At 51.5% G+C, this 25,947-nt stretch carries 24 protein-coding genes; 18 read left to right on the forward strand and 6 right to left on the reverse strand.

What is annotated here, in order from left to right:
- Positions 1-5: 5 nt before the first annotated feature.
- From FCL47_RS09135 to FCL47_RS09145, 3 genes are read left to right on the forward strand one after another with little or no spacing between them, the layout of a single operon-like run.
- The gene (locus tag FCL47_RS09135) at positions 6-1,655 is read left to right on the forward strand and encodes an AMP-binding protein (RefSeq protein WP_136813194.1); all 1,650 of its coding nucleotides are present in this window, start codon (positions 6-8) and stop codon (positions 1,653-1,655) included.
- Positions 1,656-1,677: 22 nt separating this feature from the next.
- Positions 1,678-3,630, forward strand: coding sequence for an acetoacetate--CoA ligase (locus tag FCL47_RS09140; RefSeq protein WP_136813195.1), 1,953 nt, complete (start codon positions 1,678-1,680; stop codon positions 3,628-3,630).
- Positions 3,631-3,642: 12 nt separating this feature from the next.
- Entirely contained in the window at positions 3,643-4,812 is a 1,170-nt protein-coding gene (locus FCL47_RS09145) for an isovaleryl-CoA dehydrogenase (RefSeq protein WP_136813196.1), read from the forward strand.
- A gap of 220 nt (positions 4,813-5,032) precedes the next feature.
- Here the strand turns inward: FCL47_RS09145 and FCL47_RS09150 are convergent, their stop codons facing one another.
- Complete coding sequence (locus tag FCL47_RS09150; protein ID WP_136813197.1) at positions 5,033-6,553, reverse strand: AMP-binding protein; 1,521 nt, start codon at positions 6,551-6,553, stop codon at positions 5,033-5,035.
- A gap of 439 nt (positions 6,554-6,992) precedes the next feature.
- On the opposite strand from FCL47_RS09150, the gene FCL47_RS09155 reads away from it, so the two are divergent.
- The 4 genes from FCL47_RS09155 to FCL47_RS09170 all read left to right on the forward strand — a co-directional run bounded on the left by FCL47_RS09155 (position 6,993) and on the right by FCL47_RS09170 (position 9,778).
- Positions 6,993-7,268 (forward strand): DUF4242 domain-containing protein, encoded by a 276-nt coding sequence (locus FCL47_RS09155; RefSeq protein WP_136813198.1) that lies wholly within the window; start codon positions 6,993-6,995, stop codon positions 7,266-7,268.
- Between the two features lie 326 nt (positions 7,269-7,594).
- On the forward strand, positions 7,595-8,002 hold the full coding sequence (locus FCL47_RS09160) for a bacteriohemerythrin (protein ID WP_136813199.1): 408 nt from the start codon (positions 7,595-7,597) through the stop codon (positions 8,000-8,002).
- Between the two features lie 179 nt (positions 8,003-8,181).
- On the forward strand, positions 8,182-9,195 hold the full coding sequence (locus tag FCL47_RS09165; protein WP_136813200.1) for an HDOD domain-containing protein: 1,014 nt from the start codon (positions 8,182-8,184) through the stop codon (positions 9,193-9,195).
- Between the two features lie 142 nt (positions 9,196-9,337).
- The gene (locus FCL47_RS09170) at positions 9,338-9,778 is read left to right on the forward strand and encodes a YHS domain-containing (seleno)protein (RefSeq protein WP_136813201.1); all 441 of its coding nucleotides are present in this window, start codon (positions 9,338-9,340) and stop codon (positions 9,776-9,778) included.
- Positions 9,779-9,943: 165 nt separating this feature from the next.
- Here the strand turns inward: FCL47_RS09170 and FCL47_RS09175 are convergent, their stop codons facing one another.
- Together FCL47_RS09175 and cobO are read right to left on the reverse strand one after the other, a co-directional pair.
- The gene (locus FCL47_RS09175; protein WP_136813202.1) at positions 9,944-11,092 is read right to left on the reverse strand and encodes a CaiB/BaiF CoA-transferase family protein; all 1,149 of its coding nucleotides are present in this window, start codon (positions 11,090-11,092) and stop codon (positions 9,944-9,946) included.
- A gap of 29 nt (positions 11,093-11,121) precedes the next feature.
- A complete protein-coding gene (cobO, locus tag FCL47_RS09180; protein WP_240744182.1) occupies positions 11,122-11,643 on the reverse strand; it encodes a cob(I)yrinic acid a,c-diamide adenosyltransferase in 522 nt (173 codons plus the stop codon).
- A 507-nt stretch (positions 11,644-12,150) separates the two neighbouring features.
- On the opposite strand from cobO, the gene FCL47_RS09185 reads away from it, so the two are divergent.
- The 10 genes from FCL47_RS09185 to FCL47_RS09230 all read left to right on the forward strand — a co-directional run bounded on the left by FCL47_RS09185 (position 12,151) and on the right by FCL47_RS09230 (position 23,041).
- Complete coding sequence (locus FCL47_RS09185) at positions 12,151-13,167, forward strand: glyceraldehyde 3-phosphate dehydrogenase NAD-binding domain-containing protein (RefSeq protein ID WP_136813204.1); 1,017 nt, start codon at positions 12,151-12,153, stop codon at positions 13,165-13,167.
- A gap of 23 nt (positions 13,168-13,190) precedes the next feature.
- Positions 13,191-13,817 (forward strand): hypothetical protein, encoded by a 627-nt coding sequence (locus FCL47_RS09190; protein ID WP_136813205.1) that lies wholly within the window; start codon positions 13,191-13,193, stop codon positions 13,815-13,817.
- A gap of 604 nt (positions 13,818-14,421) precedes the next feature.
- The gene (locus FCL47_RS09195; RefSeq protein WP_136813206.1) at positions 14,422-15,135 is read left to right on the forward strand and encodes a VWA domain-containing protein; all 714 of its coding nucleotides are present in this window, start codon (positions 14,422-14,424) and stop codon (positions 15,133-15,135) included.
- A gap of 32 nt (positions 15,136-15,167) precedes the next feature.
- Positions 15,168-15,848, forward strand: a complete 681-nt coding sequence (locus FCL47_RS09200; protein ID WP_136813207.1) for a DnaJ domain-containing protein — start codon at positions 15,168-15,170, stop codon at positions 15,846-15,848.
- Between the two features lie 613 nt (positions 15,849-16,461).
- Positions 16,462-18,717, forward strand: a complete 2,256-nt coding sequence (locus FCL47_RS09205) for a hypothetical protein (RefSeq protein WP_136813208.1) — start codon at positions 16,462-16,464, stop codon at positions 18,715-18,717.
- A gap of 92 nt (positions 18,718-18,809) precedes the next feature.
- Positions 18,810-19,967, forward strand: a complete 1,158-nt coding sequence (locus tag FCL47_RS09210) for an ABC transporter permease (protein ID WP_136813209.1) — start codon at positions 18,810-18,812, stop codon at positions 19,965-19,967.
- Positions 19,964-20,731: an ABC transporter ATP-binding protein gene (locus FCL47_RS09215; RefSeq protein WP_136813210.1), complete on the forward strand. Its 768-nt coding sequence runs from the start codon at positions 19,964-19,966 to the stop codon at positions 20,729-20,731. The genes FCL47_RS09210 and FCL47_RS09215 overlap by 4 nt, the downstream gene beginning before the upstream one ends.
- On the forward strand, positions 20,721-21,617 hold the full coding sequence (locus tag FCL47_RS09220) for an MlaD family protein (protein WP_167496435.1): 897 nt from the start codon (positions 20,721-20,723) through the stop codon (positions 21,615-21,617). Before FCL47_RS09215 ends, FCL47_RS09220 begins: the two co-directional genes overlap by 11 nt.
- Complete coding sequence (locus FCL47_RS09225) at positions 21,607-22,215, forward strand: ABC-type transport auxiliary lipoprotein family protein (RefSeq protein ID WP_136813212.1); 609 nt, start codon at positions 21,607-21,609, stop codon at positions 22,213-22,215. Before FCL47_RS09220 ends, FCL47_RS09225 begins: the two co-directional genes overlap by 11 nt.
- Before the next feature lie 37 nt (positions 22,216-22,252).
- Entirely contained in the window at positions 22,253-23,041 is a 789-nt protein-coding gene (locus FCL47_RS09230; protein WP_136813213.1) for a hypothetical protein, read from the forward strand.
- Positions 23,042-23,052: 11 nt separating this feature from the next.
- Here the strand turns inward: FCL47_RS09230 and FCL47_RS09235 are convergent, their stop codons facing one another.
- From FCL47_RS09235 to FCL47_RS09245, 3 genes are read right to left on the reverse strand one after another with little or no spacing between them, the layout of a single operon-like run.
- Positions 23,053-23,517 carry a YbaK/EbsC family protein gene (locus FCL47_RS09235; RefSeq protein WP_136813214.1) on the reverse strand — a complete coding sequence of 155 codons (465 nt, stop codon included), beginning with the start codon at positions 23,515-23,517 and terminating at the stop codon, positions 23,053-23,055.
- A 13-nt stretch (positions 23,518-23,530) separates the two neighbouring features.
- The gene (locus tag FCL47_RS09240; protein ID WP_370459547.1) at positions 23,531-24,577 is read right to left on the reverse strand and encodes a carboxy terminal-processing peptidase; all 1,047 of its coding nucleotides are present in this window, start codon (positions 24,575-24,577) and stop codon (positions 23,531-23,533) included.
- Positions 24,496-24,960, reverse strand: coding sequence for a hypothetical protein (locus tag FCL47_RS09245; protein ID WP_136813216.1), 465 nt, complete (start codon positions 24,958-24,960; stop codon positions 24,496-24,498). The genes FCL47_RS09240 and FCL47_RS09245 overlap by 82 nt, the downstream gene beginning before the upstream one ends.
- Positions 24,961-25,338: 378 nt before the next feature.
- Between FCL47_RS09245 and FCL47_RS09250 the strand changes: the two genes are divergently transcribed.
- Positions 25,339-25,944, forward strand: coding sequence for a TetR/AcrR family transcriptional regulator (locus FCL47_RS09250; RefSeq protein ID WP_136813217.1), 606 nt, complete (start codon positions 25,339-25,341; stop codon positions 25,942-25,944).
- Positions 25,945-25,947: the final 3 nt, after the last annotated feature.

Consider the following 25,947-nt stretch of genomic DNA (forward strand, 5'->3'; position numbering starts at 1 on the left):
ATCGGATGAACAAGCCTGACATCAAAGTGGGCCGGACGACCATCGGTAATCTAGTCGATATTCTGGCCGACAATTTCGGTGACAATATTGGTCTTGAATACCATACCCTGGACATCAGAAAGAATTTCAGAGAACTGCGGGAGACATTCGACGAAGTCGCCAAGGGGCTCATGGCGCTCGGTATTCGCCAGGACGACAAGGTCGCCATCTGGGCGAACAATCTTCCCGAGTGGGTATACACCCAGTATGGCAGTGCCAGGATGGGGGCGGTCCTGGTGACGGTCAATACCAATTACCGCAGCAAGGAACTGGAATTTCTTCTCCGCCAGTCTGATGCCACGACCCTGATCCTCACCGGCGGAGTACGAGAGCCCGATGAATACCTGAAGGTTCTCAACGAGGTCTGTCCGATCATAAAAGACAGCCAGCCCGGCAAACTCCACTGTGAAAAACTGCCCTTTTTGAAAAACATCATCTATCTCGGCAAAGAGAAAATCGCCGGGATGTACAACTGGCAGGACGTCCTGGCGATGGGTAAAGAGGTTTCAGACCAGGAACTGAAGACGAGGCTCGACTCGCTTGACCCCGACGATGTCATAAATATGCAGTATACCTCCGGCACGACAGGAACGCCGAAGGGTGTCATGCTTTCGCACACCAATCTGATCGGCAATGCGCTGAGCATGGCCGAGTGCATGAAGCTGACCCCGGACGATGCGATGTGCATCCCGGTGCCCTTCTTTCACTGTTTCGGCTGTGTTATCGGAACCCTGTGCTGCATGGTTTCCGGGACGACCATGGCCCCGGTCGTCTCGTTTACCGCCGCGGGCGTTTTGCAGACGGTTCAAGCCTCCAGGTGCACGGCCCTTCTGGGGGTGCCGACGATGTTTATTGCCGAGTTTGAGGAGATGGATAAAAACAGCTACGACACCTCCACTCTGCGTACCGGTGTTATGGCCGGCTCCACCTGTCCGATCGAGGTGATGAAGCGAGTGATTAAGGATATGGGCGCAGACGAGATGACTATTGTCTATGGCCAGACGGAAGCGTCGCCGGGCATCACCCAGACGAGGGACCACGACTCCCTCGAGCTGAAAACCTCCACTGTCGGCAAGGCATTACCCAATGTTGAAGTGAAAATCGTCGACCCCATGACCGATGAGGAGGTCCCCTTTGGTACCCAGGGTGAGCTCTGCACCAGAGGCTATCACGTGATGAAGGGCTACTATAAGATGGATGAAGCAACGGCGATGGCGATAAGCGAGGATAACTGGCTGCACACCGGAGATCTGGCCGTGATGGATGAAAACGGCTACTGCAAGATCACCGGCAGAATCAAAGACATGATAATCAGAGGCGGCGAAAACATTTCTCCGCGGGAGATAGAAGAATTCCTGTACACCAATCCGAAGGTTAAAGATGTGGCAGTCGTTGGCGTTCAGAGTGAAAAATACGGCGAGGAAGTCGCCGCCTTCATCCAGCTGAAGATGGGAACGGAAGCGACGGATAAAGAAGTAACCGCTTTTTGTAAGGATAAGATATCCTATCACAAAATTCCCAAATATATCTTTTTTGTAGACGAATTCCCGGCAACTGCCAGCGGCAAAATCCAGAAATACAAACTGAGGGAAATGGCGCAGCATGCTATATCCTGAAGATTACCAGGAGAGAAAGGATATGCCGAAACCATTATGGGTGCCGTCAGAGCAGCGAATCAAGGCTTCCAATATGTACCGGTTCATGCGGGAAGTGAACCGCAGGTGTGGAACTGATTTTGCCGATTACGAGGAGCTGTACCAGTGGTCGGTAGACAATATTGCCGACTTCTGGGCCGAGATGTACCGTTTTGCCGATATTAAGGCGACAAAACCTTATGAGCAGGTGATCGATGATCCGCACAAGATGCCGGGGGCACACTGGTTTGCCGGCAGCCGGCTGAACTTTGCCGAAAACCTGCTCCGTTACCGGGACGAGAAGACGGCCCTTATTTTCAGGGGCGAAGATGCTGTCCGCAGGAGCCTGAGCTACAAAGACCTCTTTGCGGCAACGGCAAAGGTCGCTGCGGCGCTCCGTCACGCAGGAGTCGTCGCCGGGGACCGCGTTGTCGGATTTATGCCGAATATGCCTGAATCGATCATCGCCATGCTTGCGGCAACAAGTATTGGCGCCGCCTGGTCGTCGTGCTCGCCCGATTTTGGCAGTAAAGGGGTGCTGGACAGATTCGGCCAGACCAGACCAAAGATCCTCTTCACCGCCGAGGGGTATTTCTTTAAAGGCAAGCCCCTGGACAGCCTGGCCAAAATCGCTGCCATCATCGAACAAATACCCTCCATAGAAAGGATCATCGTTGTCCCGTACACCAGGGAAAGGCCCGATCTGACCAACCTGCCGGGGGCGGTGCATTACGCCGATTTCTGCCGCAATGACGCCGATGCAATAGATTTTGCCCAGCTCCCCTTCGAGCATCCTCTCTATATCATGTACTCCTCCGGCACCACCGGCCTGCCCAAATGCATGGTCCAGAGTGCCGGCGGGGTGCTGCTCCACCAGTTGAAAGAACTGCTGCTGCATACCGATCTGCACCGCGAAGACACCATTTTCTATTTCACGACCTGCGGCTGGATGATGTGGAACTGGCTGACCACATCCCTTGCGGTTGGCGCCACCCTGGTGCTGTATGACGGCAATCCCTTTTATCCCGGTCCGGACGCCCTGTGGCGGATGGCCCAGGAGGAGCGGATCAGTGTCTTCGGCACCAGTGCCGGATATATCGCCGCTTTGAAGAACGCAGGAGTCAAACCAGGCAAACAGTTTGACCTGAGCCCGCTGAAGGCAGTGCTCTCCACCGGCTCGCCTCTTTCCAAAGAAGATTTTCATTTCATCTATAAGGACATAAAAGCAGATCTACAGCTGGCCTCCATCTCGGGCGGCTCCGATCTGAACGGCTGCTTTGCCCTCGGCAACCCGATGGGCCCGGTGTACGAGGGCGAACTCCAGTGCCGCGGGCTGGGAATGAAGGTGTTTGCCTATGATGAGAACGGCTCACCGGTGATCGGCCAGCAAGGGGAGCTGGTCTGCACCGCCCCCTTCCCGTCCATGCCCATCTATTTCTGGGATGATCCTGATGGGAAAAAATATCAGGCAGCCTATTTTGACAGGTATCCCGGCGTCTGGACCCATGGCGACTTTATCGAGGTTACCGAGCGGGGCGGGCTGATCTTCTACGGCAGATCCGATGCCACCTTGAACCCGGGCGGCGTCAGGATCGGCACGGCGGAAATCTACCGGATCATCGAACAGATGGCGGAGATTGAAGACAGCGTCGTCGTCGCACAGCGGTGGCAGAACGACAGTCGGGTCATCCTCTTTGTCAAGATGCAGGCCGGGTACGAGCTGACCGATGCGCTCCGGCAGAAAATCAGCAGCACTATCCGCCAGCAGGCATCGCCCCGGCATGTTCCGGCAAAAATAATCGCGACGCCGGATATTCCCTATACCCTGAACATGAAGAAGGTTGAACTGGCCGTTCAGAAAATGATCCATGGACAAGAGGTGAAAAACAAGGACGCCCTGAAAAATCCGCAAGCCCTGGATTTTTTTGCCGACATCAAAGAGCTGAACTTTTCATAACCGGGAGCAACCATGAAGACATTTCCGCAGTTGAATTTTGGCCTCGGGGATACCGCGAACCTGCTGCGCGAGTCGGTGCAGGGGTTTGCCAGTACTGAGATTGCCCCATTGGCAGCGGATATTGATCGGGAGGATCATTTCCCCGAAGAACTCTGGCAAAAGATGGGCGCCTTAGGTCTTTTAGGCATCACGGTCGCCGAACAATACGGCGGTGCAGACATGGGCTACCTCGAGCATGTTATCGCCCTGGAAGAAATCAGCCGGGGATCGGCCTCAGTCGGCCTCGCCTATGGCGCCCACTCCAACCTCTGTGTCAATCAAATTCACCGCAACGGCACAAAAGAGCAGAAACAGCGCTACCTGCCGAAACTTATAAGCGGGGAATTTATCGGGGCCTTGGCCATGAGCGAGGCAGGGGCAGGCTCTGATGTGGTCGGCATGCGGCTGCGGGCCGTCAGGAAGGGGGATCAATACATTCTCAACGGCACAAAAATGTGGATCACCAACGGTCCCAACGCCGATGTTCTGGTGGTCTACGCCAAGACCGCGCCAGAAAAAATGCACCAGGGCATTACCGCCTTTCTGGTGGAAAAAACCATGAAGGGATTTTCCACCAGCCCCAAACTGGACAAGCTCGGCATGCGCGGTTCCCCCACCTGCGAGCTGGTCTTTACCGATTGCGCCGTGCCGGAGGAGAATATCCTCGGCAAGCTGGATCGAGGCGTCGAAGTGCTGATGAGCGGCCTCGACTATGAGCGGCTGGTGTTGTCCGGCGGCCCTTTGGGCATTATGACCGCCTGCATGGATGTCGTTTTACCCTATGTCCATCAGCGTCATCAATTCGGCCGGGCGATCGGGGAATTCGAGCTGATGCAGGGAAAACTTGCCGATATGTATGCAACATGGAACGCCTGCAGGTCGTATGTCTACACCGTCGCCAAGGCGGCGGATACCGGCAGCAATATCCGCAAGGATGCCGCCGCCGTTATCCTGTATTCCGCCGAACGGGCAACCTGGATGGCCCTCGAGGCCATCCAGTGTCTCGGCGGCAACGGCTATATCAACGAATTCCCTGCCGGCCGCCTGCTGCGTGACGCCAAACTCTATGAGATCGGCGCCGGCACCAGCGAAATACGCCGGATGTTGATCGGGCGGGAGCTCTTTCGCGATACCGAAGACTGATGGTGTCGTAAAAACTCTTCATCCGAAGTTTTCACTTATCTGCTTCGTTGTTGCGAATTTCCCTATCATTACGACGTACTTTAGTACGCCGAAATAATAGGAAATTTCACACGCCTCGAATATGAAGTTTTTTACTTAACCATTTCAAAGCTGAGGTTTTCGATCTTTTCTAGCTGGTTCCCATGCGGCGCATGGGAACCAGCTTGCATGGGATCCAGCTTTAGACTTTGCCGTATAAAGACTTCACCGCCGCCCGGTCCGGGGAACCGTCCTTGTTCACCGGCAACGCATCAACAAATTCAACATATTGCGGCTTTTTGAAGCGGGCGATGCGTTCCCCGACGAAAGCGATCAATTCGGTGGCCGTCACAGTTTTTCCGGCATGGAGTTGACAAACCGCCTTAATTCCCTCTTTCCATTTCGGGTCCGGGACTCCGATAACCACGGTTTTGGCCACGGCCGGATGCTGCAGGATGACTTTTTCAACCTCCGCCGGATAGACGTTTTCGCCGCCTGGTTTGATAAGTTCCTTCTCTGCCTTTCTGCCGGCGTAAAATAAAAAGCCGTCCTCGTCAAAACGTCCCAGATCGCCGGTGTGATGCCAGCCCCCACGAAAAGTGTAGGCATTGTCATCGGCCAATCCCCAGTAACCCTTGAAAACCATAGGACCTTTAACGGTAATTTCCCCCACCTCGCCGGCGGCAACAACCTGCTCATGTTCATCCACCAGCTGCACATCGCCAAGCATGATAATTCTTCCAGCCGACCCGGGCCGGTCGTCATATCTGCCGATGGTTGCAAGACACGAAGTCTCGGTCTGACCATACATGGCATAGTAACTGCCGCCACTCATCGATTGAAATTGATTAATCGTCTCCGGGGTGCCCAGGCCGACTACCGCCCGCAGGGAGCTGATGTCGGAATTGTCCTCGGCTGCAGCCTTGACTATGGAATCGAGAATCGGCGGGAAATCAAAAAAGTGGGTCGCCCCCTTTTCCTGGATCAGGCGGACCGCTTCTTTGGCCTCAAACTTACTGATATTCAGACTTGCCCCCCCGGCATGAAAGGTGCTTGTGGCCATAAAAAGCCCGGCTACATGAAACAGGGGCAACAGGTTCAGATTGACATGCTGCTCGGTAAAGCCCATGCAGCTGATAAAATGCATATCGGCACAGACAATATTGTTATGGCTGAGCAGAGCACCCCGTGGACGCCCGGCCACAGCGGCGGTATGGATAATGACAAACCCGTCGGTGCCGGCCACATCCGTGGGCGGCAGCAGACTGCCCGCCTCCATCAGGGAACTGAATTTCAGGGCATCGCCAAGATCGGCCTTTAAATTATACCAGGCGGTAACGGTTGGCAGCAGATCCTTTTTGGTTTGCATGATGGGCTGAAACTCCGCATCGGCAAAAACAATTTTTGCCTGGCAATCATCCAAATTAAAGCAGACCTCATCGGCCGACAGCCGCCAGTTGATCGGCAGCACAATGGCGCCCAGGCGGGCTGCCGCACCATAAATCAGAAAAAATTCGAGACTGTTTTTGCCAAGCACCCCAATCCGATCGCCCTTTTCGATCCCAGCGTGCAAAAGCCCGCTCGCCAGACGATCCACCTGCATCTTGTAGTCCGTAAAGCTCAATTGCCGACCGTCGTCGATCTCATGCCAACAGAGACGACTGCCGCAGGCAACCGCATTTCTCTTGATCAGATCATAAAAAGTAAAGTCATAAAGTCCCATGGAAATCCCCCTTTATCTTTTTGATGAAGCTTCAGGTTCACTCGGTGATTAAACAATACTGGTTTAAAATGATTTGCGTGCAGTAAAAGACGCTGACCCGGAAAATGTCTGACGGTAACGACCGGACAGGACGTTCTCATGATTATATACTGCACATTGGATCCGACAATGATTTTTTTTGTTGCATTCTCGATTCTTCTCTACCCCTATTCATATTTCTTTGATACCTTTTTAATGTTCCCCTCACTGTAACCGTTTCGAGGCTGAACCTGTCGGGAATATTATAACGAATAATACCGACGAAGAGGCATGCACCGGGTGGCAAGGAACACGGCGGTGTTGATCCGGCAGGAGCGTGGTGCCTCATTCATCAGACACTGCAATGAAATTGAAATAACGCGCAATAGCAATTGCGTTAACAGAAAAGAAGAGGACGACTATGCCGAAATATGTAATCGAGAGAGAAATTCCAGAAGCTGGAAAACTATCCGCTGAAGAATTGCAGGGTATTGCCAAGAAGTCGTGTGCAGTGCTTTACGAGATGGGGCCACAGATTCAGTGGGTGGAGAGTTTTGTCACAGAAGACAAAATATATTGCGTCTATATTGCGCCGAATGAGGAGATGGTGCGGGAACACGCGCAAAAAGGCGGGTTTCCTGCGAACAGTATCTGTCAGGTCAAGTCGATAATCGACCCAACCACCGGGGAAAGCTGATACTCCATCAACAGTTGCAGGGCTCGAACACCTGAAGTACACGGCAAGATATATGGGGAAGGGCCATTTCTCTGCATGATTGAAAAGAGCATACGGCAAAAAAAGGCCAGGTTCTTCGCCGATACAGCTGCGCCTTCATGCGTCCTGCAGACCTGTATCCAGGAGGCCGCTCTTGCCTTTGGCTGGCATATATGTTCCTGATTACCCCTAATGTTCAGCTCCTGAACCAGGGGGTGAGCTTGAGGGGTAATCAGATATATGTTTTGGTAATTTAAGTAAAAAAGAATCGATCCCCAGTAAAAGTACACACACCAAGGAGAACCGGTATGGACCTAATAAAATGGCGAGGGTCGTACGAAACAGGTATTCGCTCAATGGATACACAGCACCAGAAACTTATTGAGCTCATTAATAAACTGTACAAGGTGCTCCGTGAGCAAGAACCCTCCTCATCAATTGAAGGTGTGCTCCTTGAAATGACAACTTATGCCGACGAGCACCTGCAAATCGAGGAGGGGCTCCTGACAACCAATGGGTATCCAGACCTTGCCAATCATATTGCCATCCATCAGACGTATCGGGATAGATTGACGGCGCTTACGGAGGAATCTGCCAGGAAGAGTGCAACAGCAGCGCAAGATACGTACGCCTTTCTTCGCCAGTGGTGGATGGAACACATCGTTACAGAAGATAAGAAATACGGAGAATTCCTCAAGTCTAAAGGAGTTGAATAACACAGCAGCCTTAAATGTCGTCGGATTTCTTGCGATCCAGCCGATATCAATTATGTAATTGAATCCGCTTACCACGCAACAGCAGCGCAATGGGGATTCGGGACAACCTTTTCAGGGGACGCCATAAGCGGAATTATTTCTCTGAATAAAATAAACCGATCAGATATCGAAGGAATAGTATGATCAGATATACAGCGAAACGCATTGCGCTTGAAGTGATGGAATCTGATGACGCCTTGCCGCCCTTACCTGCAGCCAGCCAACGCTTACTCCTTATGGCGAGGCAACCTGTTGACCAGATCGATATCCCCTCCTTTAGCAAGATCGTCGAAGGGGACCCTGCTCTAACGGCGAAACTTCTTCAACTTGCCAACTCATCCTATTTTGGCACCTTGAAAGAAATAATGAGCGTTCGCCAGGCCATAATGCACATGGGTCTGGAGGAAACCATTACTTCTGTCTATAGTATTTTTTTCAGAGAGGCCTTGCCGGAATTTCCAAAACTTGAGGGGTTTTCCGGAAAGGATTACTGGGATCATTGCTGGGCCTGTGCGACGGCAAACAGAATGCTTGGGCATCCGGTACATCAGCAGATGGCTCAGGCTATTCCCTGTGAGTTATACATCGCCGGCTTATTGCACGGAGTTGGCAAGATCTTTCTGGCGATCAACCGTACCGAACAGTTCCAACAGTGCCTTCACGACTCAAGAGAACATAAACAGCCTCTTGCGCAAAGCGAAGTGAATATCATCGGAACCACAGACACCGAGATTGCTTACTATGTGCTGAAAAATTGGAATTTACCTGAACATATCTGCCAGACCATCAGGCATTATCAGGCACCTTCCGAGGCAGCTAAAGAGTACCGCGGGGCGGCTGCGCTTACCCAGTTGGCGTATTATATTACCAGCACCTCAGGAATTGGCAATAATGGTGATGGATGCGAATATGATGTGAAACAAAGCTATGTTGCGGAAAACTGGGCTCTGCTGCGGACAGAAAAAAAGCACCAGGAACTGCTCATCAAAGATATCTTTGCCACGCTGAAAAAGAAATTTGCACTGCTTAATCCCGAAACGGAGAAGGATGACAACCAAACGGATGCCATGATGGATGGTACAGAGGCTGCAAAGATAGAAACTCCGAAGCCAAAAAAGGAGAAAGGGCTGCTGGGCCGCCTGTTCTCCTGGTAGAAAAATCTACAACAATACAGTTGCGTTTTAAAATATATCGAAGCAGTTCTTGCACAATCACTTCGCGTGATTAGTTGTAAATTGTGTAAAGTCGTATTCGCGACCAATCAACAAAAGCCACTGACTGAAAGAGAATATTACCATGAAAATTTCAATTATTTTCGCCTTCTTCTTACTTCTCTCTGCAGCATCTGACGGCATTGCCGCCGAAAAATCGCCCGAGGGTGATGTCGCTATAAAGGGATACGATCCCGTCGCATATTTCCTCGTCGGCAAGGCAGTAAAAGGCCATCAGTCTTTAACCACGGCCTGGCATAACCTCACCTGGCATTTCCAGAATAAAAAACACCTGGAACTTTTCAAAACAAATCCGGAAAAATACGCCCCGCAATATGATGGATTCTGCGCCTGGGCCATGACGGAAAAGCGAAAAGCCGTTACCGACCCGGAAGTCTGGAAAATTGTTAACGAAAAACTGTATTTGAATTGCAGCCAGGCAGCATACGAAAAATGGAGCAAAGATATACCCGGCAACATAAAAAAAGCCGATGCCAACTGGATACAATTTACGAGTGGCAAGTAACTGGCATCGGGGGGCATCTTATGTCGGGAAAATATAAGCAACGTATTTTTCCTCAATCTCAGCCTGTACGCACCAGATTGCACCCTGACGCCCTGCATATTTTCCCCGGCAACGAATGAACATACTGAAGCATGTTGGTGCCCTCTGCAGCTTCAGGGGAAAACGCTACAACACGCCGCGCGCCAAAAATGCTTCAATCTGCTCGGTCGCATAACCGAGTTCCGCAACAATTTCACGGGTATGTTCGCCAAATTTTCCGGGTATCGTCCTGATGCTACCGGGCGTTTCGCTCAATTTGACCGGAATGCCGAAACCGTGTTTGACCTCGCCGTTTTCTCCCGTATAGCTGTGCACCATCTCCCGCTGGCGCAAATGCGGATCGGTCATGATCTCTTCCATATTTTTGACGACCGCAAAACATATCTCCATCTCCGCTAACTCTGCATCCCATTCGGCCATCGACTTCGCACGAAAAATCCGGCGAAAATCCTCGATAATTTCGTCCCGTTTCTGTTCGTCGTAATGCAGCGGGATATACTGTGGACGGTGCAGATGCTCACACAACCGCCGCCAGAATCTGCCTTCCAGGGCGCCAAGAGAAATATATCGTCCATCTGCTGTCATATAGGTGTTATAGCACGCGTAGCGATGGGATAACAAGCCGTCGGAGGCCTGCTGCTTCTGTCCCCTCGACTGAGAAAGAAATGAGGGGAGCGTGAGCAGACCGAGCACCCCGTCGGTCATGGAGATATCGATGTATTGCCCTTTTCCCGTTTTTTCCCTGGCAAAAAGAGCCAGCAGGATGCCGACGGCGGCGTTCATCGTGCCCCCGGCGATATCGGCTATCTGCACCCCCGGAATAACAGGGGCCCCGCCTTTCTCGCCGACGAGATCGAGAATTCCGGCATTGCTGATATAGTTGACATCGTGGCCTACCCTGTCACGCATCGGACCGGTCTGCCCATACCCGCTTATTGAACAGTAGATTATTCCGGGATTCCCCTTCCTGACAGCGTCATAATCAACGCCGAGGCGCTGCACGACACCTGGCCGAAAGCCCTCGATAACAACATCGGCCTTCTCCACCAGTTTGAAGAATATTTCCAGCCCTTCAACTGTTTTGAGATTAAGGGACATATGTCTTTTATTCCGGTTCAGATCGTTAAAAAACAAACCGTCACTCGCAAATTTTCGATCTTCAACGGCAATCACCTCGGCACCATGATCGGCCAGAATCATCGAACAGTATGGTCCCGGCAACATCCGCGACAAGTCCACAACCCGAATTCCATGCAAAGCACCCTGCTGTATCATGTTATCCTCATAGTATTTTTATGACGCCATCAAAATTCAATGCCTTTCTGGGCCTTAATCCCTTGCTCATAGGCGTGTTTAACCGGCTCCATAGCGGTAACGGTATCGGCAATCTCAACGAGTCGGGGATGGGCATCTCTTCCGGTCATGATGATTGACAGCCGTTCCGGTTTGTTCCGGACCAGCTCGACTATTTTCTCGACATCAAGAAAGTTATAGAGGGGCAGATAGGTAATTTCATCGAGAATGATCAGATCGTAGCGGTCGCTTTCCACCTGTTTTTTGGCCAGTTCAAATCCCTCCAGGGCAACGCGACGATCTTCTTCAATGTTTTCCTTGGTAAAGACAAACCCTTTGCCGCAGATAAACCAGTCCAGATTTGCCAGTTTCTCGGCCATTAACCGCTCGCCGTACTTGCCCTTGCCTTTCAGAAACTGAATGACACAGACCTTCTTGCCATAGCCAAGCGCCCGGAAGGCGGTGCCGAGTGCAGCCGTTGTTTTACCTTTGCCGTTGCCGGTATTAACAATTACTCGTCCCCTGTCAGTCAAAGCAATCTCCTTATGCGTAATTTGTGTCTTGCGATCCTCACCCCGCAAAGGGCATACAGAACTGATTGCCCGACAAGCGAGTAATAAAAAGAGTCCCTGCTTTCTTCCCGTTTGTCTAGAGCAACACTCCATGGCACCAATGGAACCGATCGAAATCTTACCAGACTATGCTAAAAACTGAACGTCTATTCCCCTCTATCCATGCACTTTTATCATACATTCAAACCATAAGCCCCCTGCGCCATGATGATTTGTCATAAAATCTTTCCGACAAGACGCCGGACGGGCCATGCTGTACAAAAACAAGTCATGGCAAAGCCTGTACAGTTATGAGTCAAATAACATAATAGACTGATTATAGGGTTGTTATTGTAAACAAATCGAAGTAATGATAGAGACCATCTGTGGATGAATCAGATACATTGAGATACAGCCGAAGCCGGCCTCCCCAAAAGAGAAAAACGGCCCCCGGCACACACTGTCGAGTAGAGAAATACCTTTTATAAAATGCATTTTAAAGTTGCCATAAACGGTTACGGCCGGATCGGTCAGTCAGTGCTACGGGCGATCTATTCTACACCGTTCAGATCGAAGTTTACCATAGTCGCCATAAATGAGCTGGCCGACATCGAAACACTGACCTACCTTACCCGCTACGACACGACCCATGGACGTTTCCCCTATCCTCTCCGTTTTGAGAACGATTGTCTCTATATTGGGGAGGATAAAATCAGAATCCTCAATGAACCGGATCCGGCGAGACTCCCCTGGAAAGAGCTCGACATCGACCTGCTCTTTGAATGTTCGGGATCATTCAGTCAGCGGAAAATTGCCGAAAAGCACCTGCACAGCGGGGCCAGGCGCCTGCTGCTGTCCCACCCGGCCACCCCGGAAGTGGATGCGACCATTGTCTTCGGCTACAACCAGTCGATGTTGCGGCCTGAGCACCGGATCGTCTCCACGGCATCCTGTACCACAAATTGTGTAGTTCCTGTCCTCAACCTGCTGGATCGGGAACTGGGAATTGAAAACGGTGTCTCGACAACCATTCACTCCGTCATGAACGATCAACCGGTGATAGACAGATACCATAACACCAACCTGCGTCTCACCCGCAGTGCCCTCCATTCGATAATCCCTGTCGACACCGGCCTGGCCAAAGGCATTGACCGGTTGATGCCCCATCTGGCCAATCGTTTCGAATGCCTCCACGTGCGGGTGCCAACCATTAACGTGTCGTTGATGGATCTCTCTATCAACGTCAAAACGCCAACAACCGCTGACAAGGTCAACCAGATTATGCGGGAGGAATCCCAGGGACCGCTCCTTGGCCTTGTGGGATATACCGAAGAGCCGCATGCCTCGGTTGATTTCAACACTGATCCCCGTTCATCTATTGTTGATGGGACCCAGACAAGGGTCTCGGGCGGCAAACTGGTCAAAATGCTCTGCTGGTTTGACAATGAATGGGGATTTGCCAATCGGATGCTCGATGTGGCCAACAAATGGCTTGAGCTCAAATGATAATCTATCAACGAGGCAGAAATATGCAGTGGAATCTGGACAAAATTCGTTTTCTTTACCCGCCCGATGACTTTACCGGGTCCTTCACCAACGAGAAAATGCAGGCTCGACATAAAGCGCTGCAGGACCAGAAAATAAAAGAAATCCTCACCCAGCTCGAGAGTGCAGCGAATCCGCTCCAGGCCATGCGTGTACTGAATCCGCGCGAACATATCCAGTTTCTGCTCAACAATATTGAGACGTTCAAACAGCAGCAATGTTTAGAGAAAGCGGTATTGTGGCTTTATTATCAAAAAAACACCCCTTTTGCCGCCGCCGGTGACTTCAACACCTGGAAATTTCTGCTGAATGAATGCGATGCCGACCGACTCTACCAGGAGGGAAGCCCATTTCCCTTCGAAAAAGTTACCGCCTACCGGGGGTCAGCGACCGGAATCAGGAAAGGTTTAAGCTGGACCGTCAGCCGGGAAAAAGCGGCCTGGATCCTCGACCGGTGGGAGGATAAAGAGTTAGGCGGGGGAACTGTCTTTGCGTTGGAAATAACAAGGGCTGATATTTTAGTCTATATTGAGGACGAGATGAAGCAGGAAGTCATCCTTCTCCCGGAAGTAGCCGAGACTGCCCAGGTTCGAGCAATAACCAGCCTCTAAAACAGACGTCTGAGCCTGCAGGGAAGTGCTGCTATTTGCACCACTGCCACTCATCTGTCATCGCAAAATCAGGCATTATGCGCAACTCCCCATAGTGCCTGACTCCAGATTCGGTCAACCTGGCCGTTCACCTATAAAGCACCAATGTAAATGATTGCATGATGGTGCTTTGTTGCATATTTTCAGGAAAATTCTCCGCTTTCGACCCATGTTCTCCTGCAAGCCGGATGAAGTCAAAGCGGCAGCCGACAACCAAGACCGCCTGTCCCTCTCCTGTTTACACCGCCCCCCTGAACCTTCAGGCTGAACTTTAGTGGCAATAAGACACATCTTTAATTATATTACCGTTGAAATAAAGATTATGAGACAATACTTTTTTGTGATTACCACTAAAGTTCAGCTTAGAAGGTGTCCAGAGGGATATGAGGTGCCCTTTGCACGGGTGTTCCGCAGCCTGGATGGCTGCGGTCAAGCCCCCAGGGATGGGTTTATGGCGTCCCGTGCAGAGGGCATCTCATATCCCTATAGAGCTGAGGTTTAGTCGTAATCACATACTTTTTTGATTGCCCCCAGCCTCATCCTGTCGGAATGAAAGGAACGGGTTATGAAAGACAAAGAAATTACTTCCCGGGAAAACGAGCCAGCCGCGCTTGGCAAACGCTCCTCTTCCCGGGAGATTGCCGCTTTTCTGAAAGCTGCCGACAAGGTAGACATGGCCCATAGCGGAAAACTGATTTTTTCACTGGATGCGACCATAAGTCGGCAGCCGACCTGGACCAGGGCTATGACTATCCAGTCTTCGATGTTTGATGCTGTGGGCAAGACGGGTGGATTGTCGGTTCAACTGGTTTATTACCGTGGCTTTGATGAATGCCGCGCTTCGAAATGGGTCATTAATGCTGCAGCCCTGCGTGGCTTGATGCAAGGTATCCAATGTCGCGGAGGACAGACCCAGATAGCCAAAGTGCTCAACCATGCCAATCAGGAGGCAACCAAAGCAAAAGTCTCGGCCCTGATCTTCATCGGTGATGCAATGGAAGAGAGTATCGACTATCTCTGTCAACTCGCCGGAGAGCTTGGTTTGAAAGGAGTGCGCTGTTTTTTCTTTCAGGAGGGAAACGACGAGACAGCGGAAAGGGGCTTTCGTGAAATGGCCCGGCTTACAGGTGGCGCCTATTTTCGACTTGGCCCTGATTCGGCGAAAGAACTGGCTGAACTACTCGGGGCGGTGGCCATTTACGCAAGAGGAGGAATAAAGGCCCTCTCAAACAGCGGCAGGCGCGAAGCCCATCTGCTCCTGGATCAAATAAAAAAATGAATTGTGCTTCCCTTTGTGGCATGAGGAGCTAAATGGTATTTCTTTTTTTTCTCCTGTTATTCTTCGTTCTTGTCGCCTTCTGGCTGATTCTCAATTCGCCGGCGCAAAAAAGTGCGGTATTTCTGACCAATACCGGACCAATTATTGTCATGGCGCTCGGAGTTCTGCTGACCATTTTCCGACGCGGCGTGATCGGTGTACCTTTGCTGTTTCTCGGTCTTTCGTGGTGGCGCCGCATGCGTTCGATGCGACCGCTCCCCTCTTCCAGCGGACGAAAATCAACGGTCCGCTCCGCAAGCCTTGAAATGGAGCTTGATCATGATACCGGGGAAATCGACGGCCGGGTGCTGTCCGGCAGCATGGAAGGGGCCCGACTGTCTTCGCTGAGCGAGGAGGAGGTTTTGTCGCTCTATCGGGAAATTCGTATCGATGCCGACAGTGCCGCCCTGCTTGAATCTTTTCTCAACCGCTACCACCCCGCCTGGCAGGAACATTATGACCACGACTCTTTCAATGCGCAGAGCGGCACATCTGGTTTTGATTCTATGACTCCTAAAGAGGCCTATCAGATACTGGGGCTGGAACCAGGTGCCTCACGGGAGGACATCCATCAGGCCTGGCGGCGGCTAGTGAAAGCGGTACATCCAGACAGCGGAGGCTCTGCATTTCTGACGGCCAAGATAAATGCCGCACGAGATCTTCTTCTGGGGTAACCGATCCACATCCCTGCGTGTCTCGCTTGCTCCGTTGTACAGTAGACCCCAAAAATCTCCTCAGGAAAATACAGCGGAGATTTGCTATCTCTGCCCCCGCATTGCCGCAACCTTGATCCAGTGAGCACCCTCCCCCGCAAGCCTGTTTATGATGTGCGAAATACACGCCCTGCATTGCTTGTCAATCCATGTATGACTTTTAAATTTCTCACCATATCGGTTGATCAGGAATTAATTGTTTCAACACCACCAAAAGGCTAGAAATACCAACAAAGAATGATTACTATTTTTTCGCTTTGTGTCGTATCTTGTTTTATGCTTACCGGTACACCTCAGCTCAATGGAGAGATGCGACAACCTTTTCACGGGATGCCATAAACCCATCCCTGAAAGCTTGATCGCAGCCATCCAGACTGCGGAACACCCGCTAAAATTTCGCTTCATACCCCTCTGGACCTCCAGGGTTGAACTATAGCGGTCATCCGGATTTGTGTTATCTGATAAACAGCAGTTCCTTGCGGTGGTCACGCATCCTTGCTGGATTTATGACCTCGGCCAAATGCAGAGAAATCGGCTTCGTCGCCTATAACCTTTACATAAAGGAGACCTTTACATGGAAAATACCCCCAATACAGCACATCGCTGGCGATTCTGTCGGCTCGGTGGATTTGATCAGGTGCGCCTGGAACGAGCGGAAGACCTTCAGCATCTGTCAGAGCTCGATCAGAAACTATGGGCTGCACTCAGTTGCCCGGTGAATGGGCTGGAATTCGATTCCAGGACACTGGCCATGCTCGACAGCGATTCCGATGGGCGGGTGCGTGTTCAGGAGGTTCTGGCTGCAGTAAACTGGACCTGTTCGGTACTCAACAGTCTGGATTCGCTCATGGCTGGTTCCAGCGAACTGCCACTGCAGGCAATTGACGACAGCACCACGGAGGGACAGCAACTGCTCGCCTCAGCCAGGCAACTTCTTAGCTTTCGAGGCAAGCCGGAGGCTGACATTCTCACCATTGAAGATGTTGCCGACACTTCCCTGCTGCTTCAGGATTCGGCTTTCAACGGCGATGGCATCATCCCGGTCCACGCGGCCGAAGACGAAGAAATCAGAACTCTTATCGAAGAAATCATGGCCTGTGTCGGCAGTGACGAAGACCGCAGTGGTCTCCCAGGTATTTCCCGGGAACGGATCGAACTCTTTTTTGAATCAGCGCGATTATATACAGAGTGGTGGGCGAAAGCGACCGGCAACGCAGACATCCTGCCATTTGGCGAGACCACCATGGATGCCGCCGCCGTTTTCAGCACCCTGAAGAACAAAATTGACGATTTCTTTGTACGGTGCAGCCTGGCGGCATTTGACGCGAAAGCCGAAGATCCGCTCAATCCATCGATTGTCACATATGAAGCGATCGCCGGCCAGGATCTGCATGCTGCAACCGAAGAACTGGAACGTTTTCCTTTAGCACATATTCAGGCTGCACGCCCCCTGCCCCTCAAGGAGGGATTGAATCCGGCCTGGGCTGGCCCCATGAAACAGTTTGTCACGATGATTGTCGCTCCATCGTTCGGGTCACTCGATCAACTTGAAGAGGAGCAATGGCAGCAGATCAAAGCCAATTTTGCCGCCTACGAGTCCTGGAGCGCCGAGAAAGCAGGCGCGGAAGTCGAGCCGCTGGGTCTTGAGCGGATACAGGCAATCCTGCAGAGCTCCCAGCAGGAACGACTGGAACAACTTATCGAACGTGACCTGCTGTTGACAGAACAGGTTGATACCATTGTTAAGGTTGAAAAACTGGTGCACTTTAACCGGGATCTTTACCGTTTGCTCAATAACTTTGTCGCTTTTCGCGATTTTTATGCCCAGGGCAGCAAGGCCATTTTCCAGTCCGGTACGCTGTTTATAGATGGCCGGGCCTGCGAACTTTGCGTCAAGGTGGCAGGTATCGACACCCATAGCCCGCTCGCCAGTCTGAGCAGGACATACCTGGCATACTGCAACTGTAAGCGTCGCAACAGCAGTGAGACTATGATCATCGCCGCTGCTTTTACCGGCGGTGATTCCGACAACCTGATGGTCGGTCGAAACGGTGTTTTTTACGATGCCAAAGGTGATGACTGGGATGCAACGATCGTCAAGATCATCGACCATCCGATCAGTGTCTCCCAGGCGTTTTGGTCCCCTTACAAACGCATTGGCCGGATGATTGGCGAGCAGATTGAAAAATTTGCCGCCGCGAAAGATAAAGCGGTGGACAGCAGCGCCAGTGCCGGAATTGCCGACGTGGGAGGTAAGGCGGCCGCCGGTGCAAAACCAGCTCCGCCTTTTGATGTGGGCAAATTTGCTGGTATCTTTGCCGCCATCGGGTTGGCCTTGGGTGCTATCGGCACCGCAATCGCCGCGATCATCGGCGGTTTCATGGGGTTGCCGCTCTGGCAGATGCCCCTGGCTTTTGGTGGCATAATCCTTGCCATTTCAGGTCCATCCATGCTGATCGCCTTTCTCAAGCTGCGGCAGCGCAACCTTGGGCCCATTCTTGACGCCAACGGCTGGGCAGTCAATACCAAGGCAAGCATCAACATCCCGTTCGGCGCCACGCTGACCAAGATGGCGGCTTTACCCAAAGGCGCCGAACGGACCATGGTCGATCCCTTTGCCGAGAAGAAAACGCCCTGGAAACGCTGGGTATTTCTCCTGGTGCTGCTGACAGCCCTCGGTTATGCCTGGAATAAGGGGTATATAGAGCAGATCAGCCATAAAATTACCGCCAGAATGGCAGGCCAGACAAGCGACAGTCAAACCAAGCCTGCTCCCGCTCCTGCTCCTGCTCCATCCCAGGAACAGAAACCTGAACCTAAAGCGAAATAATTCGCTGAAAATATTGTAAAGTACCCGCCGGATCACTACTGATCCGGCGCAACTATGCTTCAACCGCTGACAGGATCACGGACAGGCAGATAATGCAATCGACTCGACTACAGAAAGCCACGATTGAAAGTCTTCAAAGCAAAGATGAAGCTGAAACACTGCGGCTCAGGTGCTCGGGAGACTGGACGATTGACACCCTTCACGATGCTCCCGACGCCCTGAATAAAATTGCCAATACAAGCCGGAATATCTCGATCGTTTGGGATGTATCCGATACAGGTCGTGTTGATTCGGCAGGTATGCTGCTTTTTATCCGCACCTCTGCTTTGCTCAAAAAAAACAATTGCTCCCTTCAGGTAGTCGGTACCACCAGTGAACAGGAAAAATTATATGCACTGCTGCAGAAATATTCCCCCGAACACTCCGAGCTCAAACCGGCGTTTTTCTCCCGCCTGGTCACCCCCTTCGACAGAATAGGCCGGAACTTTATTGCATTTTTGGCTAATTTACGCGACTTTCTCGCCTTTACCGGGGAAAATTTTGTCAACCTGCTGCACGCGATCGTGCAGCCCCGCTCCATCCGGTACAACGCGATAGTAAAAAATATAGAAGAAGCCGGGGTGCGGGCGCTCCCCATCGTGACCCTGACCAGTTTTCTCATAGGCGTGGTCATCGCCTACCAGGGCGCAGTGCAGCTGGAAAAATTCGGCGCCAATATTTTTATCGTCGATATGATCGCGCTTTCGGTCACCAGAGAACTTTCCCCGCTGATCACGGCCATAGTTGTCGCCGGCCGAACCGGCTCTTCCTATACGGCCCAGCTGGGGGTGATGAAAATAACCGAAGAGATAGATGCCATGCGCACCATGGGCTTTGATCCCCATCGTTTTCTCGTCCTGCCCCGTATCATAGCCCTGATAATAGCCCTGCCGCTGATGATTTTCTTTGCCGATATAATTGGCATTGGTGCCGGCATGTTCATCTCGCACGTCCACCTCAACCTCTCCTATCCGGAGTTTATCCACCGCCTGCAAAACGTGCTGACGGTAAAACATGTCTGGGTCGGTATCGGTAAAGGACCTTTTTTTGCCTGGCTGATTGCGACGGTGGGATGTTTTCACGGATTTCAAGTTTCAAAAAACACCGAAAGCATAGGACGCTACACCACGATTAGCGTGGTCAACGCAATTTTTCTGGTTATTGCCTGTGACGCACTTTTCTCTGTCTTCTTTACGGAGCTTGGCATTTGAACGACACCATTATCACAGTATCGGACCTCGTTACCCGTTTTGGCGACAATGTGATCCATGAGGGCGTCAACCTGACTGTGCGCCGGGGTGAAATATACGGCCTCTTAGGCGGCAGCGGTTCCGGCAAATCGACCCTGCTCAAACAGATAATAATGCTGCTGCGCCCTGCGTCCGGCAAGATTACCCTTCTTGGTCACGATCTCATGACCATCAGCCGCAAAGACGCCGCTTCCCTGCGTCATCATTGGGGCGTGCTTTTTCAGGGGGGTGCCCTCTATTCTTCACTCACGGTTGCCCAAAATGTCGGTATCAAGCTGCGGGAATACACTGATCTGCCGGAAGATATGATTGAGGATCTCATCCAGATGAAAATCAGCATGGTGGGTCTTCCTCCAACTGCGGCGGCGCTCTATCCCGCTGAACTCAGCGGCGGTATGACCAAGCGGGCGGCGCTGGCGCGGGCGCTGGCCATGGACCCTCAGCTACTGTTTCTTGATGAACCCACCTCCGGACTCGATCCTATCGGCGCCGAAGCCTTTGACAAACTACTCATTGAACTTCGGGACATTCTCAGTTTAACTGTGGTGATGGTCACCCACGATCTCGATACCATCTGGACTATTGTCGATCGCTTTGCCGTCTTGGGTGATAAAAAAGTCATTGCAGAAGGCACGCTTCATGAAGTTCTGCAAACCCCCCACCCTATTGTCGGACAATTCTTTGGCGGTCCCCGGGGACAAATACGGAGCAGGGATGGAAAGTAAAATCAATTATACCCTTGTCGGCCTGTTCGTGGTTCTCCTGACGGCAGGGCTGATAAGCTTTGCCTACTGGTTGGGAAAACATGGAGGCAGACAGGAATATGACGCCTATCTTGTCTATATGTCGGAATCTGTCGCCGGGTTAAGCACCGATGCTTCGGTTAAATACAGAGGGGTAAATGTGGGCACGGTCGAGCGGCTGGGGATAAATCCTCACAATGCAAAAGAGGTGGAAATCCTTCTCAAAATCGAGCACGGAACCCCCATCAAGACCGACACCACGGCCACACTGAAGTCTTTTGGCATAACCGGTCTGGCCTTTATCGAACTGAGCGGAGGCAGCAACGATGCCCCACCGCTGCAAAAAACGGGTGACTCGATCCCGATCATCCCGGCAACCCCGTCAACCTTTACTCAGATATATGGCTCCCTGGAACAGCTCATCCAGCAATCTGCTTCTACCCTGATCAAATTTGACCAGATACTCAGCAAAGAGAACCTGGAGAATATTACCGCCATCCTTGGGGAAACAAAGCTGCTGGTCAAAGATATCAGGGGCCAAATGGCGGGATTACAGAATTTGGTTGAGAGCGGTGTGGTCATGGAAAAGCAGGTCTCCAGCGCCTTTGAAAAAGTCGCACACGCCTCCGACAGCGTTAAAAAAATGGCCGACAGCCTGGAGCATAACTATGCAAATGTTGGTCACGAAATGCAACAAGACGTCCGGCAGAGCCTTGAGCTCTTCAATCAGCTGCTGTACGACCTGGATATTCTGACCGGAGATCTCCAGCATGCGACCCAGGCCATACAAGCCAGCCCAAGTGATCTGCTGTTTAAACACAGGCCTCTAAAACCTGGACCTGGAGAAAGGGAATATAATGAAAAATAGACGTCTTCTCCTCGCACTCCTGTGCTGTGTACTCGCGAGTTGCAGCTTCAACAAGATCCCTGCAGGCGATTTGTATACCATTTCACCCGGTGGAGAACAAGGCAGCAGCTCCACCGCCGCCCGAATAAAAAACCAGCCCATAATTAAACTGGCTCCGATGCGTGCATCGAGAGCGTTCAGCGGTACCGACATTGTGTACTCCACCACCCGGTATGAACAAAACAGCTATGCATACAGCCGCTGGAGTGACGCACCGGTTAAATTACTGCCTCTGCTCTTGCAAAATGCCCTTGAGGCAACCGGAGGTTTTGGTGCCGTCATCAATTCCCCATCAAAAGCAACTGCCGATTTTCTGCTGGAAAGCACGCTCTACGATTTCAGCCACCATGTCCACAACGAGAGCACCTCAGACGGGGTTATCGATATACGTTTCCACCTGATAGACACAGCCACAAACCTGGTAATCGCGACAAGGGAATTTCACAGCCAAGTTCCCGCCTCCTCTGTCAATGCCAGGGATGCGGCCGCCGCACTCAATAAGGCGGCAGAAAATGTTGCCCATGAGCTTGCAGTCTGGCTTGTCGGCATGCACCTCTAAGCAGGCTTTTGTAGAGATTCTTATTTAAGGAAAAGATATGAGACCACAGCACATGCATCGATTCACCACCACCCTTTTTATATCTCTCGTCCTGCTGGTATGGGGATGTTCGGAAAATACTCTCACCTTCCAGGTACGTTTTCCTGAAGTATCGGGCTTAAAAAAGCATGATCTTGTTTATTTTGGCAAAAATGAAATAGGCCAGGTTGCCAAGGTCCTCTACACCGAGCAGGGCGACTTCCTGGTTGAAGTGGTGATCGCCCCCGAATTTAAGCATACGGCGACGGAAAACTCGAAATTTTACATCGGACACGCCCCGGTGAAAGAACTGAAGATGGCAGTGATTGTCGAACAGGAACATCCGGGTGGCGTCGTCCTGAAAAACGGCAGCGTTGTCCAGGGAAGTGCAAGAGACGGATATTTTGCAGAGATGCTCAGCGACCTGCAGCAAAAAGCGGGCGCAGCCCAGAAAGAGTGGAACAAGACTTTGCAGGAACTCAAAAAGTCTCTCGACACCTCTGCCGGACAGCTGGACCGCCAGCTGGGAGCAACGCTTGATGAGCTCTCCGCGCAGTTCAATGCATTTGCCGATGAACTTGGCAAGGTTCCGGACAGGCAGGAGGTAAAGCGGCTGGAAGAGAGTCTAAAGCAGTTTGCCGACGAATTTCAAAAAGCTCAGAAAGGTATTCAGGATCAGCTCCGCAATGAGATAATCCCCCAGTTTCGCATGGAACTTGAGTTGCTCCGCAAACAATTAAAAAAAGAGGGCCGTGAAGAAGAACTCAAAGAACTCGACAAGCAGGTGCAGGAACTCGACACCGTCTAGCGACCAGATTTTCAAGTCACCTCAACCTTCACGCCACCGGTGATGCGCAGCAGGTAATCAGGACTCAAAGGGACGCCGGTGGCATCTGTACCAGCCGCCGGGTAGACAGTATCATATGCATCGAGTGATACATCAAGCAAAATTGCGACAGGCGTATCTTCCAAGCCGAATGGGCACACCCCGCCTGGAAGGAATCCTGTCATCTCTTTTGTCTCCGCCGCACTTGCCATCCGGTGCTTGGCGCCTGTTGCACGTTTCAGCGCGCCGTTGTTAATTTTCTTGTCACCGGCAGCCACCACCAGTCGATATGTATCATCTTTTCCTTTGAACAGGATCGATTTTGCTATCTGGCCAACCGGCACTCCTATCCGGTGGGCTGCTGTTTCTGCTGTCGGTGTTGAACCAGGCTCAAACTCAAGGGCGGCAAGGTCATGACTCTTTAAAAACGCTTGCACTTTTGCAGGAATATTGCTCATTTTCCAGATGTAATTACGGGTTGATAAGATCAGGATGCACTACTGCCGCCTCAGAATTACCAGAGTTCTCAGAGTAAGGCAAGAGTCGGTAAGAAAATACAGAAAAACACCCAAGTCCGCGCAAGGCGATTGATAATTGCGTATCATGGTCTTTGCATATCGACAATGATATTTTTGCCTCTTGTACGTAGAGATCCTGGTCGAGTTCTTCTCTCCAGGTGAGGACAGCATCTTTTTCCATATCCGGTCCATCCGAAGCCGACAATGCCTCGTCATCATATGGCCCGGTTTGGGGGCTTCGAGACTGGCCTCTGAGGCTTTTTCTTTCTGCGCGAGCCTCTGCCATCCTTTGACGCATATCTGCCAGCTTCAAGGAGACGGCGGTCTGCCTGCCTCGCTTATCTGCCATTTTTGCCACTTTCGCGATGGTCTGCCACTCTGGTTCAAGCTTTACCCTCTGTTGGCTCATTGCCTGAATCTTGTCCAGCTTAACCGACTTGCCGTAGAATGAGGTATACGCAACCGGCCCGATCTGATCCCAGGGAAGAGAGTGATCGAGATATTTCTCACCTGATCGCAGATGTTGCGATAACCTCGGCAAGACAATATCGGGTGTAACGCCCTTGTACTGCGTGGAACCACCGGTTATTCGGTAGAACTTCTCAAGGGTCAACTGTAATCCTCCGAGATCGCCAAGCTCCCTGACCACGGAGGCCCGTAGGTTTTTCGTCAGATTTATGCCGATCTGCACCGTCCCCTTCCCATAGGTATGTTCGCCACCGACGATAATTGCCCGCTTGTAGTCCTGCAGAGCTGCGGCCACAATCTCCGAGGCCGACGCGGAAAACCTGTTAACTAAAACAACAAGTGGACCGCTGTATTCGATGTGGGTGTCATCATCTTCCAGAACCTGAATCTTTCCATTGCTCGCCTTGACTTGAACCACAGGGCCAGACTTGATGAACAGCCCGGCGATATTCACAGCATCGACCAGCGAACCGCCGCCATCGTTGCGCAGATCGAGAATAATCCCTGCCAGTCTGTTAAACCTGCGGACAATATCCGGGCCACCATATTTTCAACCTGACCTATCCTCTTTCGCATAATACCGTATCCGGTTGTCGGCAAAACATTGGTTCCATGTTCCAGATTGTCCGCTCTCTTGCGCGCAAAAGAGTGCAGCACCGTTACATCACGGCGCAGCAGAAACCTTTTCTGGTAATCCAATTGCTTCAGATAGAGGTTGCAGATCTCTGTCGACTGGGATTCGTTCATCTCCCTATGGTTGAAATGAATGGCGGGCAGCTCTTTATTCAGCATATCGCCGATAAGTTGATTCCTCTTCTGATCAAGTTCCTGGATATCTTTCGCAATTTCGGAACCGGCAGAAAAGGAAAGAAGCACCAGAAAAACTGCCAATGTGCGTTGAATACGATTTTTCATCTAATTTCCAACCTTAAAAAATGTGATTACCACTAAAGTTCAGCTTGGAAGGTCCAGAGAGATATGAGGTGCCCTTTGCACGGGTGTTCCGCAGCCTGGATGGCTGCGGTCAAGCCCCCAGGGATGGGTTTATGGCGTCCCGTGCACAGGGCACCTCATATCCCCATATAGCTAAGGTTTAGTGGTAATCACATAAAAAATAACCCCCAAGGTTTTCTCTTGTGCTGTAAACACTCATACCATCACAATGTGGAAGAAATGTGAAAAAACAATGATAAAAATCCTGCCGACAAAGGCCCGCCACGCCACTGCACGACACTTAGATATCAATTGACATTCAAATATCGCTCGATATATTGAGTCAAAAACAGGTGTGTCATGCCACGATTAACTCGACAGGAAAGCCAACAGATTACCCGACAAAAGCTCATTGATGCCGCCGCCCGGGAAATCATCCAGACAGGTATCCACAAAGCATCAATCCGCCGGATATGCGATGCGGCAGGTTTTACCCTCGGCGCCTTCTATTCCAATTTCACCAATAAAGACGAGTTGCTGCTGGAGGTTGTCGAGCTCCACACAAAAAGGGAATTCCAGGCTATCAGCAACCTGGTGACCACCGCATCAAAACTCGAGAAAAACGAGGTCCTGGCAAAAATTTCCGAATGGCTGGGGGCTTTGAAAAACAATAAGATCTTCTCCGACCTGCTCCTCGAGTTCAGGGTATACGCCAACCACAATGCCCACTTCAAGACCCATTATGACGACAACAAAAGGCGCTGGCACGTCGAACTGGCAAACGCCCTAGAGGCCTTATTCAAGGGTCAGGGACTCACCCCCAGAATCGCCCCATCACTGATGGCGGTTGGGCTCTCAGCGCTCTGGTGCGGGTTTGCCATCGAAGGTACGGCGTCGGGGGTGGACGCCGTCGACAAGGTCATCCCGGTCTTTCTCGAGACCATGCTGGAAAGCTCAAAACACTAACCC

The organism is Desulfopila sp. IMCC35006 (assembly GCF_005116645.1).
GTDB lineage: Bacteria > Desulfobacterota > Desulfobulbia > Desulfobulbales > Desulfocapsaceae > Desulforhopalus_A.

Excerpts from the sequence above, each read along its gene's own strand:
- FCL47_RS09200 (WP_136813207.1), top strand. The coding sequence starts at position 15,168 with ATGGTATTTCTTTTTTTTCTCCTGTTATTCTTCGTTCTTGTCGCCTTC.
- FCL47_RS09205 (WP_136813208.1), top strand. The coding sequence starts at position 16,462 with ATGGAAAATACCCCCAATACAGCACATCGCTGGCGATTCTGTCGGCTC.
- FCL47_RS09185 (WP_136813204.1), top strand. The coding sequence starts at position 12,151 with ATGCATTTTAAAGTTGCCATAAACGGTTACGGCCGGATCGGTCAGTCA.
- FCL47_RS09170 (WP_136813201.1), top strand. The coding sequence starts at position 9,338 with ATGAAAATTTCAATTATTTTCGCCTTCTTCTTACTTCTCTCTGCAGCA.
- FCL47_RS09225 (WP_136813212.1), top strand. The coding sequence starts at position 21,607 with ATGAAAAATAGACGTCTTCTCCTCGCACTCCTGTGCTGTGTACTCGCG.
- FCL47_RS09175 (WP_136813202.1), bottom strand. The coding sequence starts at position 11,092 with ATGATACAGCAGGGTGCTTTGCATGGAATTCGGGTTGTGGACTTGTCG.
- FCL47_RS09230 (WP_136813213.1), top strand. The coding sequence starts at position 22,253 with ATGAGACCACAGCACATGCATCGATTCACCACCACCCTTTTTATATCT.
- FCL47_RS09250 (WP_136813217.1), top strand. The coding sequence starts at position 25,339 with ATGCCACGATTAACTCGACAGGAAAGCCAACAGATTACCCGACAAAAG.
- FCL47_RS09155 (WP_136813198.1), top strand. The coding sequence starts at position 6,993 with ATGCCGAAATATGTAATCGAGAGAGAAATTCCAGAAGCTGGAAAACTA.
- FCL47_RS09235 (WP_136813214.1), bottom strand. The coding sequence starts at position 23,517 with ATGAGCAATATTCCTGCAAAAGTGCAAGCGTTTTTAAAGAGTCATGAC.
- FCL47_RS09195 (WP_136813206.1), top strand. The coding sequence starts at position 14,422 with ATGAAAGACAAAGAAATTACTTCCCGGGAAAACGAGCCAGCCGCGCTT.
- FCL47_RS09190 (WP_136813205.1), top strand. The coding sequence starts at position 13,191 with ATGCAGTGGAATCTGGACAAAATTCGTTTTCTTTACCCGCCCGATGAC.
- FCL47_RS09220 (WP_167496435.1), top strand. The coding sequence starts at position 20,721 with ATGGAAAGTAAAATCAATTATACCCTTGTCGGCCTGTTCGTGGTTCTC.
- FCL47_RS09245 (WP_136813216.1), bottom strand. The coding sequence starts at position 24,960 with ATGAAAAATCGTATTCAACGCACATTGGCAGTTTTTCTGGTGCTTCTT.
- FCL47_RS09145 (WP_136813196.1), top strand. The coding sequence starts at position 3,643 with ATGAAGACATTTCCGCAGTTGAATTTTGGCCTCGGGGATACCGCGAAC.
- FCL47_RS09135 (WP_136813194.1), top strand. The coding sequence starts at position 6 with ATGAACAAGCCTGACATCAAAGTGGGCCGGACGACCATCGGTAATCTA.
- FCL47_RS09160 (WP_136813199.1), top strand. The coding sequence starts at position 7,595 with ATGGACCTAATAAAATGGCGAGGGTCGTACGAAACAGGTATTCGCTCA.
- FCL47_RS09140 (WP_136813195.1), top strand. The coding sequence starts at position 1,678 with ATGCCGAAACCATTATGGGTGCCGTCAGAGCAGCGAATCAAGGCTTCC.
- FCL47_RS09210 (WP_136813209.1), top strand. The coding sequence starts at position 18,810 with ATGCAATCGACTCGACTACAGAAAGCCACGATTGAAAGTCTTCAAAGC.
- FCL47_RS09165 (WP_136813200.1), top strand. The coding sequence starts at position 8,182 with ATGATCAGATATACAGCGAAACGCATTGCGCTTGAAGTGATGGAATCT.
- FCL47_RS09150 (WP_136813197.1), bottom strand. The coding sequence starts at position 6,553 with ATGGGACTTTATGACTTTACTTTTTATGATCTGATCAAGAGAAATGCG.